Source organism: Acrocarpospora sp. B8E8 (assembly GCF_039871605.1).
GTDB lineage: Bacteria > Actinomycetota > Actinomycetes > Streptosporangiales > Streptosporangiaceae > Acrocarpospora > Acrocarpospora macrocephala.
In genome coordinates, this window is record NZ_JBDPLV010000076.1 from 16,309 (window position 1) to 31,929 (window position 15,621).

The window sequence follows — 15,621 nt, forward strand, 5'->3', positions numbered from 1 at the left end:
GCGGTTAGTGCCTTGTAGCACAGCGGTAACAGAAGGGACCCAGCCGTGAAACGGCCTGAAAGCACCATCGGACCCATGCCCGTCTCACTTCCCGCCGCGCCGCCTGTGATGTCGCGGCTGCCGGTGGGAACGGCCACACACTGCCCGTACTGCGCGTTGCAGTGCGGCATGCACGTGCGGCCGGACGGGATCACCCCACGCGACGACATCCCGGCCAACGCGGGCGGGCTCTGCCAGAAGGGCTGGACGGCGGGCGATCTGCTCACCTCCCCGCACCGGCTGACCACCCCCCTCTTGTACGGCAATCCGGTCGGCTGGGACGAAGCCCTCGATTTCATTACCGACCGGCTGAAGAGCATCCAAGCGGAACACGGCCCCGACGGGGTGGCCGTGTTCGGCGGTGGCGGGCTGACCAACGAGAAGGCCTACCAGCTGGGCAAGTTCGCCCGGGTGGCGCTGCGGACCAGCCAGATCGACTACAACGGCCGGTTCTGCATGGCGTCGGCCGCGGCGGCCGGCAACCGGGCGTTCGGCATGGACCGCGGCCTGCCCTTCCCGATCACCGATCTCGCCCAGGCGGACGTGGTGCTGCTGGCGGGCGGCAACGTGGCCGAGACCATGCCCCCGTTCGTCCGGCACTTCAACCAGGCGGGGCAGCTGATCGTCGCCGATCCCCGGGTCACCCCGACCGCCAAGCTCGCGACCCTGCACCTGCAGCTCACGCCGGGCACCGACCTGGCGCTCGCGCTGGGGCTGCTGCACATCGCGATCGCCGAGGGATACGCGGACAAGGCGTACCTGGCCGAGCGGGTGAACGGCTTCGAGGCCGTCCAGGACAGCGTCGCCGCCTGGTGGCCGGAGCGGGTGGAGCGCATCACCGGCGTGCCGGTGGCGCGGATGCGCGACACCGTCCGGGCCCTCGGGACCGCCCGCAGGGCCGTGATCCTGACCGCGCGGGGCGCCGAGCAGCACGCCAAGGGCACCGACACGGTCACCGCGTTCATCAACCTGGCCCTCGCCCTCGGCCTGCCCGGGCGCGAGGGCTCCGGCTACGGCTGCGTGACCGGGCAGGGCAACGGCCAGGGCGGCAGGGAGCACGGCCAGAAGGCCGACCAGCTGCCCGGCTACCGGCGCATCGACGACCCGGCCGCCCGCGCGCACGTCGCGGGCGTCTGGGGCGTCGATCCCGCCGATCTGCCCGGGCCCGGGCGTTCGGCCTACGAACTGCTCGACGCGCTCGGCACCCCCGCCGGGCCGAAAGCCCTGCTGCTGTTCGGCTCCAACCCGGTCGTCTCCGCGCCGCGCTCCGGCCACGTCACCGCCAGGCTGGCCGCGCTCGACCTGCTCGTGGTGTCGGATCTGGTCAGGTCGGAGACCGCCGACCTGGCCACGGTCGTCCTGCCCACCACCCAGTGGGCCGAGGAGGCAGGCACATTAACTAACCTGGAGGGGCGCGTGCTGCTGCGCCGCCAAGCCGTCGCTCCGCCCTCGGGGGTGCGGAGCGACCTGTCGATCCTCGCCGCCCTCGCGAGCCGCCTCGGGCACGAGTTCCCCGACGATCCCCGTACGGTCTTCGACGAGCTCAGGCGCGCCACGGCGGGCGGCGTCGCCGACTACGCGGGCATCACCTACGAGCGGATCGCGGCCGAGACCGGCGTCTTCTGGCCCTGCCCCGCCGAGGACCACCCGGGCACGCCCCGGCCCTTCCTGGACCGCTTCGCCACCCCCGACGGCCGGGCCAGGATGGTCCCCGTCGAGCACCGGCCCCCCGTCGAGGACATCGACGACGACTACCCCCTCTACCTGACCACCGGGCGGGTGCTCGCGCACTACCAGAGCGGCGCGCAGACCCGCAGGATCCCCGCCCTCACTAAAGCCGCGCCCGAGGTGTTCGTGGAGATGCATCCTGAACTCGCCGAGCGCATCGGCGTGGCGGCCGGCGACCGGGTCAGGGTCGCCAGCCGCCGCGGCTCCACCGAGGCCCCCGCCCGGCTGAGCCAGGACATCCGCCCCGACACCGTGTTCATGCCGTTCCACTGGGAGGGCGTCAACCGGCTCACCAACCCGGCACTGGACCCGATCTCGAAGATGCCCGAGTTCAAGGTCTGCGCCGTCCGGGTCGAAGGGGGCACGTCATGAGGCTGGTCGTCGTCGGCACCGGCATGGCCGGGTCCCGCGTGGTCAGCGACGTGCGGGCCCGGGACAAGCGCATCCGGGTGACCGTGTTCGGGGCCGAGACCTGGCAGCCGTACAACCGGGTGCTGCTGTCCAACGTGCTCGCGGGCACGGCCACGCCGGAGATCGTCCGGCTGCACGACAAGGCCTGGTACGCCGAGCACGGGGTCACCGCCGCGCTCGGCACCGAGGTCACCGCCATCGACCGGGACTGCCGCACGGTCATCACGGCCGACGGGCGGCGGGAGCCGTACGACGTGCTGGTGCTGGCCACCGGCAGCCGGCCGTTCGTGCCGCCGATCCCCGGCGTGGAGCGGGCCATCCCGTTCCGGACCCTGGACGACTGCGAGAAGATCGTCGAAGCCGCCGGGCGGGCCCGGCGGGCGGTCGTGGTCGGCGGCGGGCTGCTCGGCATCGAGGCCGCGCGCGGCCTGGCCGGGCGCGGCCTGCCGGTGACGCTGCTGCACGTGGCCGGGCACCTGATGGAACGCCAGCTGGACGCCGAAGCCGGTCTGGTGCTCGGCGAGACGCTGACCGCGCTCGGCGTGGAGATCAGGACCGGCGCCGAGGTCACCGCCATCACCGAGGCCGGGGTGGAGGTCACCGGCGGCCTGGTCGAGGGCGACCTGGTCGTCCTGGCCTGCGGCGTGCGGCCGGTCGTGGGCCTGGCCAGGGACGCCGGGCTGCACGTCGAACGCGGGATCGTGGTCGACGACGAGATGCGCACCGACGACCCGTCGATCTTCGCGGTCGGCGAGTGCGCCCAGCACGACGGCCAGGTCTACGGGCTGGTCGCGCCCTGCTGGGAGCAGGCCGCCATCGTGGCCGACCTGATCACCGGTGCCGACACGGCCGCGCGTTACCGGGGATCCCGGCTGGTCACCCGGCTCAAGGCCAGGAGCGTCGAGCTCGCCGCGATGGGCGAGACCCATCTGACCGAGGCCGACGCCGAGATCGTCAGCTTCAGTCACCGCCGGACCGGGATCTACCGCAAGCTCGTGATCAGGAACGACCGGCTGGTCGGCGCGATCCTGGTAGGGGAGAGCGCCGCCGTCGGCACGCTCACCCAGCTCTACGACCGGGGCGGGCCGCTGCCCGGGGACCGGGCCAGCCTGCTCTTCCCCGGCCTGTCGGCCGCGCCGGTGGCCGACAGCCCGGTGCGCATGCCCGACTCGGCCAAGGTGTGCCGCTGCAACAACGTGACGAAAGGCCAGATCAGGGCCTGCTGGGAGGAGGGAGCCCGGGATCTGGCGGCGGTGGCCGCGGCCACCCGGGCGACGACCGGGTGCGGTGGATGCGCCGACGCCGTCGAGGGAATCGTGAGCTGGCTGTGCGAGCAGGAAGGGGTAAGCGCATGACGCGGGTCGTGGTAGTGGGTCACGGGCCTTCGGCCCACCGGCTGGTGGAGTCGCTGCGGGGGTTCGCCGGGTCGATCACGATCGTGGGAGAGGAGCCACGACCGGCGTACGACCGGGTGGCGCTGACCTCGTACCTGGCGGGCAAGACCGCCGAGGATCTGACTTATCCGGTTCCGGAGGGGGTCACGCTGCGGCTCGGCTCCCGGGTGACGGACATCGACCGCGCCGCCCGTACGGTCACCACCGCCGATGGCGAAATTTCGGAATATGACGTGCTGGTGCTGGCCACCGGGTCGGCGCCCTTCGTGCCACCCGTGCCCGGCAAGGACCTGGCCGGGTGTTTCGTCTACCGGACGATCGAGGACCTGGACGCGATCAGGGCCGCCGCCGCGACCGCCACGGCCGGGATCGTGGTCGGCGGCGGGCTGCTCGGCCTGGAGGCCGCCGACGCGCTGCGCGGGCTCGGCCTGGAGACCCACGTGGTCGAGATGAGCCCCTGGCTGATGCCCCGCCAGGTCGACGAGGGCGGCGGCGCGGTCCTGCGCGACCACGTGGAACGCCTCGGCCTGACCGTGCACGCCGGAGCCGGGGTCAAAGAGATCGCGGGACCGGACCGGGTGACCGGCCTGGTCAAACCCGACGGCGAGGTCATTCCCGCCCAGATCGTGGTCTTCTCCGCCGGGATCCGGCCTCGTGACGAGCTGGCCCGCGCGTCCGGCCTCGCGGTGGGCGAGCGCGGCGGCATCGTGGTCGACGAGGGCATGCGCACCTCCGATCCGTCGATCTACGCGATCGGCGAGTGCGCGCTGGTGGGCGGCCAGATCTACGGCCTGGTCGGACCCTGTTTCACCATGGCCGAGGTGGCCGCCGACCGGATCACGGGCGGCACGTCGAGCTTCTCCGGCGCGGACCTGTCCACCAAGCTCAAGCTGCTCGGCGTGGCCGTCGCCCAGTTCGGCCAGATGTCGGGGGCGCTGGACGTCACCTACATGGACCCGGTCGGCGGCGTCTACAAGAAGCTGTTCGTGAGCGACGACGCGAGAACCCTCCTGGGCGGCATCTGCGTCGGCGACGCGGGCCCGTACGACACCCTGCGGCCCTACGTCGGCAAACCCCTGCCCGGACTTCCCAGCGATCTGCTGTTCACCGGCGGCGTCACCCCGGACCTTCCCGACGACGCCCAGGTCTGCTCCTGCAACAACGTCACCGCGGGCACGGTCCGCGGAGCCGTACTCGACAAGGCGCTCACCGACGTCTCCGGCATCAAGGCCTGCACCCGGGCGGGATCCACCTGCGGCAGCTGCGTCCCGCTGCTCAAGCAGATCCTCGTCAAATCCGGCGTGCCGGTCAGCAAGGCGCTGTGCGAGCACTTCACGCAGAGCCGCGCCGAGCTCTTCGAGATCGTCCAGGTCCGCGCCATCACCACCTTCACCCAGCTGATCGAGGAGCACGGCACCGGCCGCGGCTGCGACATCTGCAAGCCGGCCGTCGCGTCCATCCTCGCCTCCCTGCACAACACGCACGTCCTGGACGGCGAGCAGGCCGCCCTCCAGGACACCAACGACCACTTCCTCGCCAACATCCAGAAGAACGGCACCTACTCGGTCGTCCCGCGCATCCCCGGCGGCGAGATCACCCCGGACAAGCTCATCGTGATCGGCGAGGTTGCCCGCGACTTCGGCCTCTACACCAAGATCACCGGCGGGCAGCGGATCGACCTGTTCGGCGCCCGCGTCGAGCAGCTCCCGCAGATCTGGCGCCGCCTGGTCGACGCGGGCTTCGAGTCGGGCCACGCCTACGGCAAGGCCCTGCGCACCGTGAAATCCTGCGTCGGCTCCACCTGGTGCCGCTACGGCGTGCAGGACTCGGCCGCCCTCGCGATCATGCTGGAGACCCGCTACCGGGGCCTGCGCTCCCCGCACAAGCTCAAATCCGCCGTCTCCGGCTGCGCCCGCGAGTGCGCCGAAGCCCGCTCCAAGGACTTCGGCGTCATCGCCACCGAGAACGGCTGGAACCTCTACGTCTGCGGCAACGGCGGCTTCAAACCCCGCCACGCGGACCTGCTGGTCTCCGACGTCGACACCGACACGCTGATCCGCACCATCGACCGGTTCCTGATGTTCTACATCCGCACCGCCGACCGCCTCCAGCGCACGTCCGCCTGGCTGGAGGCCATGGACGGCGGCCTGGACCACCTGCGCGACGTGATCGTGCACGACTCGCTCGGGCTGTGCGCCGACCTGGACGCCCAGATCGAACGACACGTCGCCGGATATTTCGACGAATGGAGGGCCACTCTCGACGACCCCGACAAACTCCGGCGTTTCACCAGCTTCGTCAACGCGCCCGGGGTGCCCGACCCGTCGATCTCCTTCGTCACCGAACGCGACCAGATCAGACCCGTGGGGGTGAGCTCATGAGCGAATGGACGTCCGTCTGCGGCTACGCCGACCTGCTCCCGGAGCGGGGCGCCTGCGCCCTGCTGGGATCCGAGCAGGTCGCGCTCTTCCGGACCTTCGACGGCAGCCTGTACGCCACCGGCAACCGGGACCCGTACAGCGGGGCGTACGTGCTGTCCCGGGGCATCGTCGGCACCAGGAACGGGGAGCCCACCGTGGCCTCCCCGATGCACAAGCAAGTGTTCTCCCTGGTCACCGGAGCCTGCCTGGACGACCCGGCGACTTTTATCCCGATATTTCCGATTCGTGTCACCAGTGGGATGGTAGAGGTGAGCGTTCTGTGACCGCGCTACTCGAAGAAGCTCCGATGGAAGCTCCGATGGAAGCCCCGCCGGGGTCTCCGGTCGAGCTCGGATCCCCCGAGACCGCGCCCGACGCGCTGGCCGGTTTCACCATCGGGGTGACCGCCACCCGTCGCCGCGAGGAGTTCGCCGCCCTGCTGGAACGGCGCGGCGCCCGCGTGGTCCGGGCCCCCGCCATCCGGCTGGTGCCGCTGGCCGAGGACGCCGACCTGCTCGCCTCCACCCGGGAGTGCCTGGCCGCCCCCGTCGACGACGTGGTGGTCACCACCGGGGTCGGCTTCCGCGGCTGGATGGCCGCCGCCGAGGGCTGGGGCCTGTCCGGCGACCTGGCCGGGCACCTGAACGGAGCCCGCCTGCTCACCCGGGGCCCGAAGGCGCGCGGCGCGGTCCGCGCGGCCGGTCTGACCGACTACTGGACCCCGGCCACCGAGTCCTGCGAGGAGGTCAAGCAGTACCTGCTCGCCCAGGACCTGCGCGGCCGCAGGATCGCCGTCCAGCTGCACGGCGAACCGCTCACCGGCTTCATCGCCGAGCTGCGGGCGGCCGGGGCGCACGTGACCGAGGTGCCCGTCTACCGCTGGCTGCCCTACCGGGACACCTCGCCGCTGCGCCGCCTGGTCAGCCAGGCCGTCTCCGGCTCGGTGGACGCGGTGGCCTTCACCAGCGCCCCCGCCGTGCTGGCCATGCTGAACGCGGCCCGCGCCGACGGCCTGGAGGACGCCCTGATCGCCGCCTTCTCCGGCCCGGTCGTGGCCGCCTGCGTCGGCCCGGTCACCGCGCAGCCGCTGGTGAGCCGGGGCGTGCCCGCGATCCAGCCGGAACGGGCCAGGCTCGGCTCGCTGGCCCGCACGCTCGCCCGGCACCTGCCCGAGCACAGCGTCACCCGCCTGGTCGCCGGCAGCCACCGGCTGGAGATCCGCGGCCACGCGGTGGCCGTGGACGGCGAGCTCAAGCCGCTCCCACCCGCGCCGATGGCCGTGCTCAAGCGCCTCGCCGACCGGCCAGGACACGTGGTGGCCCGCTCCGACCTGCGCCTGGTGCTGCCCGGCGGGCCGTCCAGGGACTCGGCCGAGCACGCGGTGGAGATGGCGATCACCCGGCTCCGCCGCGCCCTCGGCCCGAGCGGCATCGTGGAGACCGTGGTCAAACGCGGCTACCGGCTGGCCTGCGAGCGGGACGACGCATGACCACTCTGGTGATGGCGGGACACGGCGCCCGCGACGAGCGGTGGTCGGCGGTGCTGGCGGACCTGGCCGGCCGGGTCCGCAGGCTCCGCCCCGGGCATCGCGTCCGGCTGGCCTTCCTGGAGCTGAGCACCCCGCCGCTGGTCGACGTGCTGGCCGCCAGCGTGGGCCCGGTGGTGGTCGTGCCGCTGCTGCTCGCGGGCGGCTACCACGCCCACGTCGACCTGCCCGCGATCATCGCCGGCGTGCGCCCCGACGCCCGGGTGGCCGGGCCGCTCGGCCCGCACCCGCTGCTCACCTCGGTCCTGGCCCGGCGGCTCGCCGCCGCCGGGCTGCGGCCCGGCGACGCGGTCGTGCTCGGCGCCGCGGGCTCCGCCGACCCCTCGGCCCTGGACGACGTCCGCGCGGCCGCCCGCCTGCTGTCGGTACGGCTCTCGCGCCCCGTCACCGCCGCCTTCGCGGCCGGCGGCACCCCCACCCTGGCCGACGCCCTCACCAGGGCGCGCACGACGCGCACGGCCCCCCGGGTCGCCGTGGCCTCCTACCTGCTGGCCCCCGGGCACTTCCACGGCCGGCTGGCCGACAGCAGCGCCGACCTCGTGTCCGCCCCGCTCGGCGCCGACGACGACCTGGCCGCCCTCGTGTGGACCAGGTTCGACGAGGCTCAGGCTTCCAGCCGGAGCTCCCTGACGATGTCCCCCGCGCTCTCGTCCCGGGAGGGCTCGGAGTCCGCGCCGGTGAACGTCTCGTAGTAGGCGTGCTGGAAGCAGCCCGCCAGCAGCAGCCGGGCGGTGGCCTCCGGGTTCACCCCGGGGCCGATCCGGCCACGACCCTGCTCGGCCGCCAGGTAGGCGGCCAGCGGCTCGATCTCCGCCTGCGGGCCGAGCTCGCTGTCCCGCATGGCCTGCCGGAACCGCACGGTCAGCGACGGCGACACGAACGCGGGCATCGCCGCGGCCTGCACCTACCCTTCATCAAGAGCCGTCTTCAGCGGGATCTGGCCAGGAACCTAGGGCGTTCGGGCCTGAGAGGAATGGCTTCCCTATTTGTGGTCGCACTGTTACTGTTGGTGATGTGGTGACGGGATTGAACGCACCCGGCTTGCCGGGGAACGGCTCCTACGATCTGTTATCGGCACCGCGATACGCGGCATGGCCTGCCATGCCGGGCAGTGAGTCACGCTGCCATACGCGGCCTGAACCGTCGAAGCCATCGACGGCGAGGAGCTGCGAGCTCAGTCGTTTACGGCCGAGAAGCTGACAAGACATGGTGGCCGCCGGGCTGGCGGACACCCAAAACGACTGTGGAGGACGGGTAAGACCAGGCAAGGCAATCCCGACCCTGGCGCCGCCCGCGACCTACGGTGCTCATGCGGCGTGGAGGAAGCAGTAAGAACCCTGCGGCGACGTGGGGAGTTCCGGCGTTTCATGCCGGGAAGGATGTCAAGGACTCGTGTTTCTCCTGATCCCGGGCCGTTACCAAACAGCGGCCCGGACATGGACAGACCGGTTGTAGCCGCCAATTATTACCCGCAAATCCCGATGCAATACGAGAAACACCGGCAATTAGGTTTGAATGGGGTTATCCGAGTCATGCTCGGGATTTACCCGTCGGTGCCCCGGTCGCGGCGGCGCAGGTAACGCTCGAACTCGGCCGCGATCGCGTCGCCGCTGGCCTCCGGGAGCTCGGCCGCGTCCTTGCGCTCCTCCAGCTCCCGCACATACTCGGCCACCTCGGAATCCTGCGAGGCCAGCTCGTCCACCCCGGTCTCCCAGGCTCGCGCCTCCTCGGTGAGATCCCCGTACGGCATGGGAATGTCCAGCATGTCCTCCACCCGGCGGAGCAGCGCCAGGGTGGCCTTCGGGTTGGGCGGCTGGGCCACGTAGTGCGGGATGGACGCCCACAGCGAGACCGCCTGCAGCCCGGCGCTGCCGAGCGAGTGCTGCAGCACGCCGACGATGCCGGTCGGGCCCTCGTATTTGGTCAGGTCCAGGTTGAGCACCCGGGCCAGGCCCGGGTCGCTGACCGAGCCGACGATCGGCACCGGACGGGTGTGCGGGGAGTCGTTCAGCAGCGCCCCCAGCAGCAGCGCCAGCTCCACGCCCAAATCGTGGCAGAGCCCGACGATCTCGGCGCAGAAGCTGCGCCAGCGCATGTTCGGCTCGATGCCGCGCAGCAGCACGACGTCCCGCTTGGCCCCGGGCGGGCGGGCCACCAGCAGCCGGGTGGTCGGCCAGGTGATGGACCTGGTCATGCCCTCGCCCAGCTCCACGATGGGGCGGGTGACCTGGAAGTCGTAGTAGTCCTCCGGGTCCAGTTCGACCAGCGGGGTGGCCTTCCACTCCGTCTCGAGGTGGGCGAGCACGCCGCTGGACGCCTCGCCCGCGTCGTTCCACCCTTCGAACGCGGCGATGAGCACCGGATCGACGAGCTCAGGGAGCCCTTCGAGCTCGATCAAGCCGCCTCCTCACATAGTCGTGAGGCTAAGACTATTCGGAGTGACGGCCAAAGCGTTATCTTCGCGCGGGAAGGACCGCACATCCCGGTGTCCACCGGGTTTGCGGGAGCCGTGCCGGGACCGCAGGAATGCTTGACCTGGTCCATCTGTTCACTCAGGAACCAGGAGATACATCCCAGCAATTGGACAGGGGTGTCCAATTCGCGTCTCGATAGGCTTTGGCGCATGACCAGCAGACCGTCCTTCCGTGTGGCCCTGTCCGAGCGAGTCCTCGTCGCCGACGGAGCCATGGGAACGATGCTGCAGGCCCAGGACCCGACCATGGACGACTTCGAGGGGCACGAGGGCTGCAACGAGGTTCTCAACGTCAGCCGGCCCGACATCGTCCAGGCGGTGCACGACGCCTATTTCGAGGCGGGCGTGGACTGCGTCGAGACCAACACCTTCGGCGCCAACCTGGCCGCCCTCGCCGAGTACGGGATCGGCGACCGGATCGCCGAGTACTCGGAGGCCGGGGCCGGGATCGCGCGAGAGCGGGCCGACCACTGGTCCACGCCGGGCAAGCCCCGGTTCGTGCTGGGGTCCATGGGGCCGGGGACGAAACTGCCCACTCTCGGGCATCTGCCGTACGCGACGCTCAGGGGCGCCTACCGGGACAACGCCGCCGGGCTCATCGCGGGCGGCGCGGACGCGCTGATCATCGAGACCTGCCAGGACCTGCTCCAGGTGAAGGCGGCCGTGATCGGCGCCAAGCGGGCGGTGGCCGCGTCCGGTCTGGACATCCCGATCATCGCCCAGGTCACCATCGAGACCAACGGCGCGATGCTGCTCGGCTCCGAGATCGGGGCCGCGCTCACCGTGATCGAGCCGCTCGGCGTCGACCTGATCGGCCTCAACTGCGCCACCGGGCCCGCCGAGATGAGCGAGCACCTGCGCTACCTGGCCAGACACTCCCGGCTGCCGCTGTCCTGCATGCCCAACGCCGGGCTGCCCCAGCTCACCTCCGACGGCGCCTACTACCCGCTCGGCCCGTCCGAGCTGGCCGACGCGCACGAGACCTTCGCCAGGGACTACGGTCTTGCCCTGGTCGGCGGCTGCTGCGGCACCACCCCCGAGCACCTGCGCCAGGTGGTCGAGCGGGTGGGCGGGCGGCCGCGGGCCGAGCGCCGCCCGCGCCCCGAGGCCGGGGCCGCCTCGCTCTACCAGCACGTCCCGTTCCGGCAGGACACCTCCTACCTGGCCATCGGCGAGCGCACCAACGCCAACGGCTCCAAGGCCTTCCGGGAGGCCATGCTGGCCCAGAACTGGGAGGAGTGCGTGGAGATCGCCCGGGCCCAGGCCAGGGACGGCGCGCACCTGCTGGATCTCTGCGTGGACTACGTGGGCCGGGACGGCGTGCGGGACATGAAGGAGCTGGCGTTCCGGTTCGCCACCGCCTCCACCCTGCCGATCATGATCGACTCCACCGAGCCGGCCGTGCTGGAGGCGGGCCTGGAGATGCTGGGCGGCCGGGCGGTGGTCAACTCGGTCAACTACGAGGACGGCCGGGGCCCGGGGTCCCGGTTCCACAAGATCATGACGGCGGTCCGGGAACACGGGGCCGCCGTGGTCGTGATGTGCATCGAGGAGGCCGGGCAGGCCCGTACCAAGGCCGACAAGGTGCGGATCGCCGGTGAGACCATCGAGGATCTGACCGCCAACTGGGGCATGCGGGTCGAGGACATCGTGGTCGACTGCCTCACCTTCCCGATCGCCACCGGCCAGGAGGAGACCCGCAGGGACGGCGTGGAGACCATCGAGGCCATCCGCGAGCTCAAGCGGCGTTACCCGGACGTACAGACCACGCTGGGGTTGTCCAACATCTCCTTCGGTCTCAATCCGGCGGCCAGAATCGTGCTCAACTCGGTCTTCCTCAACGAGTGCGTCAACGCCGGGCTCGACTCGGCCATCGCGCACGCGTCCAAGATCCTGCCGATGGCCCGCATCCCCGACGAGCAGCGCCAGGTCGCGCTGGACCTGGTCTACGACCGCCGCCGCGAGGGCTACGACCCGCTGCAGCGGTTCATGGACCTGTTCGAGGGCGTGGACGCCGCCTCGATGCGGGAGGGCAAGGCCGCCGAGCTGCTCGGCCTGCCGCTGTGGGAACGGCTCAAGCGGCGGATCGTCGACGGCGAGAAGAAGGGCCTGGAAGCCGACCTGGACCTGGCGCTCCAGCAGCGCCCGGCCCTGGAGATCATCAACGACGTGCTGCTGGAGGGCATGAAGACGGTCGGCGAGCTGTTCGGCTCCGGCCAGATGCAGCTGCCCTTCGTGCTCCAGTCGGCCGAGGTGATGAAGACCGCCGTGGCCTACCTGGAACCGCACATGGACAAGGTCGAGGGCGCGGGCAAGGGCCGGATCGTGCTGGCCACGGTCAAGGGCGACGTGCACGACATCGGCAAGAACCTGGTCGACATCATCCTGTCCAACAACGGCTACGAGGTGGTCAACCTCGGCATCAAGCAGCCGGTGTCGGCCATCCTGGAGGCCGCCGAGGACAAGCGCGCCGACGTGATCGGCATGTCCGGGCTGCTGGTCAAGTCCACGGTGGTCATGAAGGAGAACCTGGAGGAGATGAACTCCAGGAAGATCGCCGGCAGGTATCCGGTGCTGCTCGGCGGGGCCGCCCTCACCCGGGCGTACGTGGAGCAGGATCTGGCCGAGCTGTTCGACGGCGAGGTGCGCTACGCCCGCGACGCGTTCGAGGGCCTGCGGCTGATGGACGCCTTCATGAAGGTCAAGCGCGGCGAGGCCGGGGCCGAGCTCCCCCCGCTGCGGGAGCGCCGGATCAGGACCGGCGCGGTGCTGGAGCGCACCCCGGTCGAGCGGCTGCCCGCCCGATCGGACGTGGCCGCCGACAATCCGGTGCCGGTCGCGCCGTTCCTCGGCGATCACGTCGTCAAGGGCATCGCCCTGCACGAGTACGCCGCGTTCCTGGACGAGCGCGCCACCTTCATGGGTCAGTGGGGTCTGAAGTCCGCCCGCGGCGGCGCGGGACCCTCCTACGAGGAACTGCTTGAGACCGAGGGCCGCCCCCGGCTGCGCATGTGGCTGGAGCGGCTGCAGACCGAGGGCCTGCTGGAGGCCGGCGTCGTGTACGGCTACTTCCCCTGCGTGGCGGACGGCGACTCGCTGATCATCCTCGACGAGGCGGGCGGCGAGCGGACCCGGTTCACCTTCCCGCGCCAGCGCCGCGACCGCCACCTGTGCCTGTCGGACTTCTTCAGGTCCAGGGACTCCGGCGAGGGGGACGTGGTGGCCCTCCAGATCGCCACCATGGGCCGCCGGATCAGCGAGGCCACCGCCGAGCTGTTCGCCAAGAACGCCTACCGCGACTACCTGGAGCTGCACGGCCTGTCCGTCCAGCTCACCGAGGCCCTCGCCGAATACTGGCACGCCCGGGTGCGATCCGAGCTGGGCATCGGCGGTGAGGAGTCGCTGCAGGACATGCTCAAGGTCAACATCACCGGCTGCCGGTACTCCTTCGGCTACCCGGCCTGCCCGAACCTGGAAGACCAGGTTCAGCTGTTCGAGCTGCTCGACCCGGGCCGGATCGGCGTCGAGCTGTCGGAGGAGTTCCAGCTCCACCCCGAACAGGCCACGTCCGCCCTGGTGGCTCACCACCCCGAGGCGAAATATTTCAACGTCTGAGCTACCGAAGGGTTATCAACGCCGTGGACGCGGTTCTGTTCGACATGGACGGCTTGCTCGTCGACACCGAGAAGGTGTGGTTCGAGGTCGAGACCGAGGTGGTGGAGCGCCTCGGCGGCTCCTGGGGGCCCGAGCACGGGGCCGCGCTGGTCGGCGGCTCGTGGGATCGCACGGTCGACTACATGCTCGCCCTCACCGGGGCCGACGTGCCGCCCGGCACGGTCGGGGCGTGGCTGCTGGACGGGATGATCGAGCGGCTGGCCGTGGAGGTGGAGCCGATGCCGGGGGCGCTGGAGCTGCTCGCGGAGCTGAACGGGGCCGGGGTCAGGACCGGCCTGGTCACCTCCTCGCTGAAACCGGTCGCCGACGCCGTGCTGGAGGTGGTCGGGCGGCACCGGTTCGCGATCGTGGTGACCGCCGACGACGTGGCCAGGACCAAGCCGGACCCGGAGCCGTACCTGACCGCGGCCCGGCTGCTGTCGGCGTGGCCGGAGTGCTGCGCGGTGCTGGAGGACTCGCCGAACGGGGTGGCCGCGGCGACGGCGGCCGGGTGCCGGGTGGTGGCGGTGCCCAGCGTGGTGCCCATCCCGGCCGTGCCGGGACGGCTGGTCGTGCCGTCCCTGCTCGAAGTCGACCTGAGCGTGCTGCGGGCCCTGTTCTAGGCCGTCGCCAGGAACGGGGCCAGGTCGCCGCGGTCGTGCACGCCTAACTTGGTGTAGACGCGGCACAGGTGGTTGGCGACGGTCCGGGGGGACAGGACCAGCCAGTCGGCGATCTCCCGGTTGGTCAGGTTCCAGGAGGCCAGCCGGGCCACCTCGATCTCGCGGGCGCTCAGCTCCGCGCTCCAGCGTTCGGCGCGGGTGTCGGGGGCGGGGACCAGGCGGGCCAGCCGTTCCTGGGTGCGCGCGGGGGCGCGATCCCGGGCGACCCTGGCCACGATCGGGTTGGCCAGCCGGACGCGCGGGGGAGTCAGGACGATCAGGCCGCGCTGTTCCAGCCGGGCCACGGCGTCGCGGTCGGCCAGGTCGAGCAGCACGTCCAGGTCGACGGGCTCACCCAGCGCGACCAGGCCCACCGCCTCGGTCTCCGCCGGGTCCAGGCTCGTGAGCTCGGCCTCGACCAGCTGGCGCAGGCGTGGGGTGATCGTCAGCTCGCCCTGCCAGTGCCACTGGCCGGCCACCTTGGCCAGCGTCGCGCCGGGGACGAGCTCGGTCAGCAGCCGGACGTTGCCGCCGCTGGCGTGGTGCATCCGGCGGGCCGTCGTCACCTCGACCGGGCCGCCCAGCGCGGCGGCCAGCAGCAGGCCGGTCTCGCGCGGGTTGAGCGGCGCCAGGTCGAGCCGGTCGGCCACGCCCTCCCGCCACAGGGCCTGGATCGGCTCGGGCACGGGGGCGCCGGCGCGGATGGTGGCCGCCAGGCGGGTGCCCGAGCGGGTCACCAGGTGCCGTACCAGCGCGGCGGAGCAGGGATCGAGCAGGTGGGCGTCGTCCACGGCCAGGATCTGCGGGGGTTCGCCCAGCGCCTGGATCGCCCAGCCGAGCGGGTTCACCGGGCACCGCGGGGTGCCCAGCAGGTGCGCGAACGCGCCGAACGGCACCTCGGGTCCGATGCCCTGGACGCGGGCGCTGCTCCCGTGCGCGCCCGCGAGAGACTCGGCGAGCAGGCGGGTCCGCCCCGAGCCCGCGTCGCCGGAGATCAGAATTCCGCCGTCCGCGCGGAGCGCCGACCGGACCCGATCGCGTTCCGCCGTACGGCCGGTGAAAGGCCACATGATCTACCTCCGAGACACCCTGTCGTTGCTCTCGACGGTAGGAATTCGGCGTTTCCGGCGGATCCGTGTGAACCCCCGAGCTCTACAGGGCTAGCCCGGGGTACCCCTAGGGGTAGAGCCCTCCCAGAGGAGGAGCGCGGACCAGGCCCGCACGTGCCAGGATGGGATCAAGTCGCTATTTAACGAGAAACCCGTCCCATAGCCAGCCGCATAGCCGCCGACCG

11 protein-coding genes are annotated in these 15,621 nt (G+C 71.6%); 8 read left to right on the forward strand and 3 right to left on the reverse strand.

What is annotated here, in order from left to right; genetic code table 11:
• Nucleotides 1–75: 75 nt before the first annotated feature.
• From ABGB08_RS44845 to ABGB08_RS44870, 6 genes are read left to right on the forward strand one after another with little or no spacing between them, the layout of a single operon-like run.
• Nucleotides 76–2,139 (forward strand): molybdopterin oxidoreductase family protein, encoded by a 2,064-nt coding sequence (locus tag ABGB08_RS44845; RefSeq protein WP_347603739.1) that lies wholly within the window; start codon nt 76–78, stop codon nt 2,137–2,139.
• Nucleotides 2,136–3,533 (forward strand): FAD-dependent oxidoreductase, encoded by a 1,398-nt coding sequence (locus ABGB08_RS44850; protein WP_347603741.1) that lies wholly within the window; start codon nt 2,136–2,138, stop codon nt 3,531–3,533. The genes ABGB08_RS44845 and ABGB08_RS44850 overlap by 4 nt, the downstream gene beginning before the upstream one ends.
• Entirely contained in the window at nt 3,530–5,953 is a 2,424-nt protein-coding gene (nirB, locus tag ABGB08_RS44855) for a nitrite reductase large subunit NirB (protein WP_347603743.1), read from the forward strand. The genes ABGB08_RS44850 and nirB overlap by 4 nt, the downstream gene beginning before the upstream one ends.
• Nucleotides 5,950–6,276 carry a nitrite reductase small subunit NirD gene (gene nirD / locus ABGB08_RS44860; RefSeq protein WP_347603745.1) on the forward strand — a complete coding sequence of 109 codons (327 nt, stop codon included), beginning with the start codon at nt 5,950–5,952 and terminating at the stop codon, nt 6,274–6,276. The genes nirB and nirD overlap by 4 nt, the downstream gene beginning before the upstream one ends.
• Nucleotides 6,277–6,299: 23 nt before the next feature.
• Nucleotides 6,300–7,481, forward strand: a complete 1,182-nt coding sequence (locus ABGB08_RS44865) for a uroporphyrinogen-III synthase (protein WP_347603747.1) — start codon at nt 6,300–6,302, stop codon at nt 7,479–7,481.
• Entirely contained in the window at nt 7,478–8,230 is a 753-nt protein-coding gene (locus tag ABGB08_RS44870) for a CbiX/SirB N-terminal domain-containing protein (RefSeq protein WP_347603749.1), read from the forward strand. The genes ABGB08_RS44865 and ABGB08_RS44870 overlap by 4 nt, the downstream gene beginning before the upstream one ends.
• Here ABGB08_RS44870 and ABGB08_RS44875 read toward each other — a convergent pair.
• The gene (locus ABGB08_RS44875; RefSeq protein ID WP_347603751.1) at nt 8,143–8,442 is read right to left on the reverse strand and encodes a hypothetical protein; all 300 of its coding nucleotides are present in this window, start codon (nt 8,440–8,442) and stop codon (nt 8,143–8,145) included. The two genes, ABGB08_RS44870 and ABGB08_RS44875, sit on opposite strands and share 88 nt — an antisense overlap.
• Nucleotides 8,443–9,081: 639 nt before the next feature.
• Nucleotides 9,082–9,936: a PAC2 family protein gene (locus ABGB08_RS44880; protein WP_155350706.1), complete on the reverse strand. Its 855-nt coding sequence runs from the start codon at nt 9,934–9,936 to the stop codon at nt 9,082–9,084.
• 225 nt (nt 9,937–10,161) lie between these two features.
• Here ABGB08_RS44880 and metH point away from each other — a divergent pair, with 225 nt between their 5' ends.
• Nucleotides 10,162–13,626: a methionine synthase gene (gene metH, locus ABGB08_RS44885; RefSeq protein ID WP_347603753.1), complete on the forward strand. Its 3,465-nt coding sequence runs from the start codon at nt 10,162–10,164 to the stop codon at nt 13,624–13,626.
• 23 nt (nt 13,627–13,649) lie between these two features.
• Nucleotides 13,650–14,288 (forward strand): HAD family phosphatase, encoded by a 639-nt coding sequence (locus tag ABGB08_RS44890; RefSeq protein ID WP_347603755.1) that lies wholly within the window; start codon nt 13,650–13,652, stop codon nt 14,286–14,288.
• Here ABGB08_RS44890 and ABGB08_RS44895 read toward each other — a convergent pair.
• Nucleotides 14,285–15,397, reverse strand: coding sequence for a LuxR C-terminal-related transcriptional regulator (locus ABGB08_RS44895; protein ID WP_347603757.1), 1,113 nt, complete (start codon nt 15,395–15,397; stop codon nt 14,285–14,287). The two genes, ABGB08_RS44890 and ABGB08_RS44895, sit on opposite strands and share 4 nt — an antisense overlap.
• Between the last annotated feature and the right edge of the window lie 224 nt (nt 15,398–15,621).

Excerpts from the sequence above, each read along its gene's own strand:
- ABGB08_RS44845 (WP_347603739.1), top strand. The coding sequence starts at position 76 with ATGCCCGTCTCACTTCCCGCCGCGCCGCCTGTGATGTCGCGGCTGCCG.
- ABGB08_RS44850 (WP_347603741.1), top strand. The coding sequence starts at position 2,136 with ATGAGGCTGGTCGTCGTCGGCACCGGCATGGCCGGGTCCCGCGTGGTC.
- nirB (WP_347603743.1), top strand. The coding sequence starts at position 3,530 with ATGACGCGGGTCGTGGTAGTGGGTCACGGGCCTTCGGCCCACCGGCTG.
- nirD (WP_347603745.1), top strand. The coding sequence starts at position 5,950 with ATGAGCGAATGGACGTCCGTCTGCGGCTACGCCGACCTGCTCCCGGAG.
- ABGB08_RS44865 (WP_347603747.1), top strand. The coding sequence starts at position 6,300 with ATGGAAGCTCCGATGGAAGCCCCGCCGGGGTCTCCGGTCGAGCTCGGA.
- ABGB08_RS44870 (WP_347603749.1), top strand. The coding sequence starts at position 7,478 with ATGACCACTCTGGTGATGGCGGGACACGGCGCCCGCGACGAGCGGTGG.
- metH (WP_347603753.1), top strand. The coding sequence starts at position 10,162 with ATGACCAGCAGACCGTCCTTCCGTGTGGCCCTGTCCGAGCGAGTCCTC.
- ABGB08_RS44895 (WP_347603757.1), bottom strand. The coding sequence starts at position 15,397 with ATGTGGCCTTTCACCGGCCGTACGGCGGAACGCGATCGGGTCCGGTCG.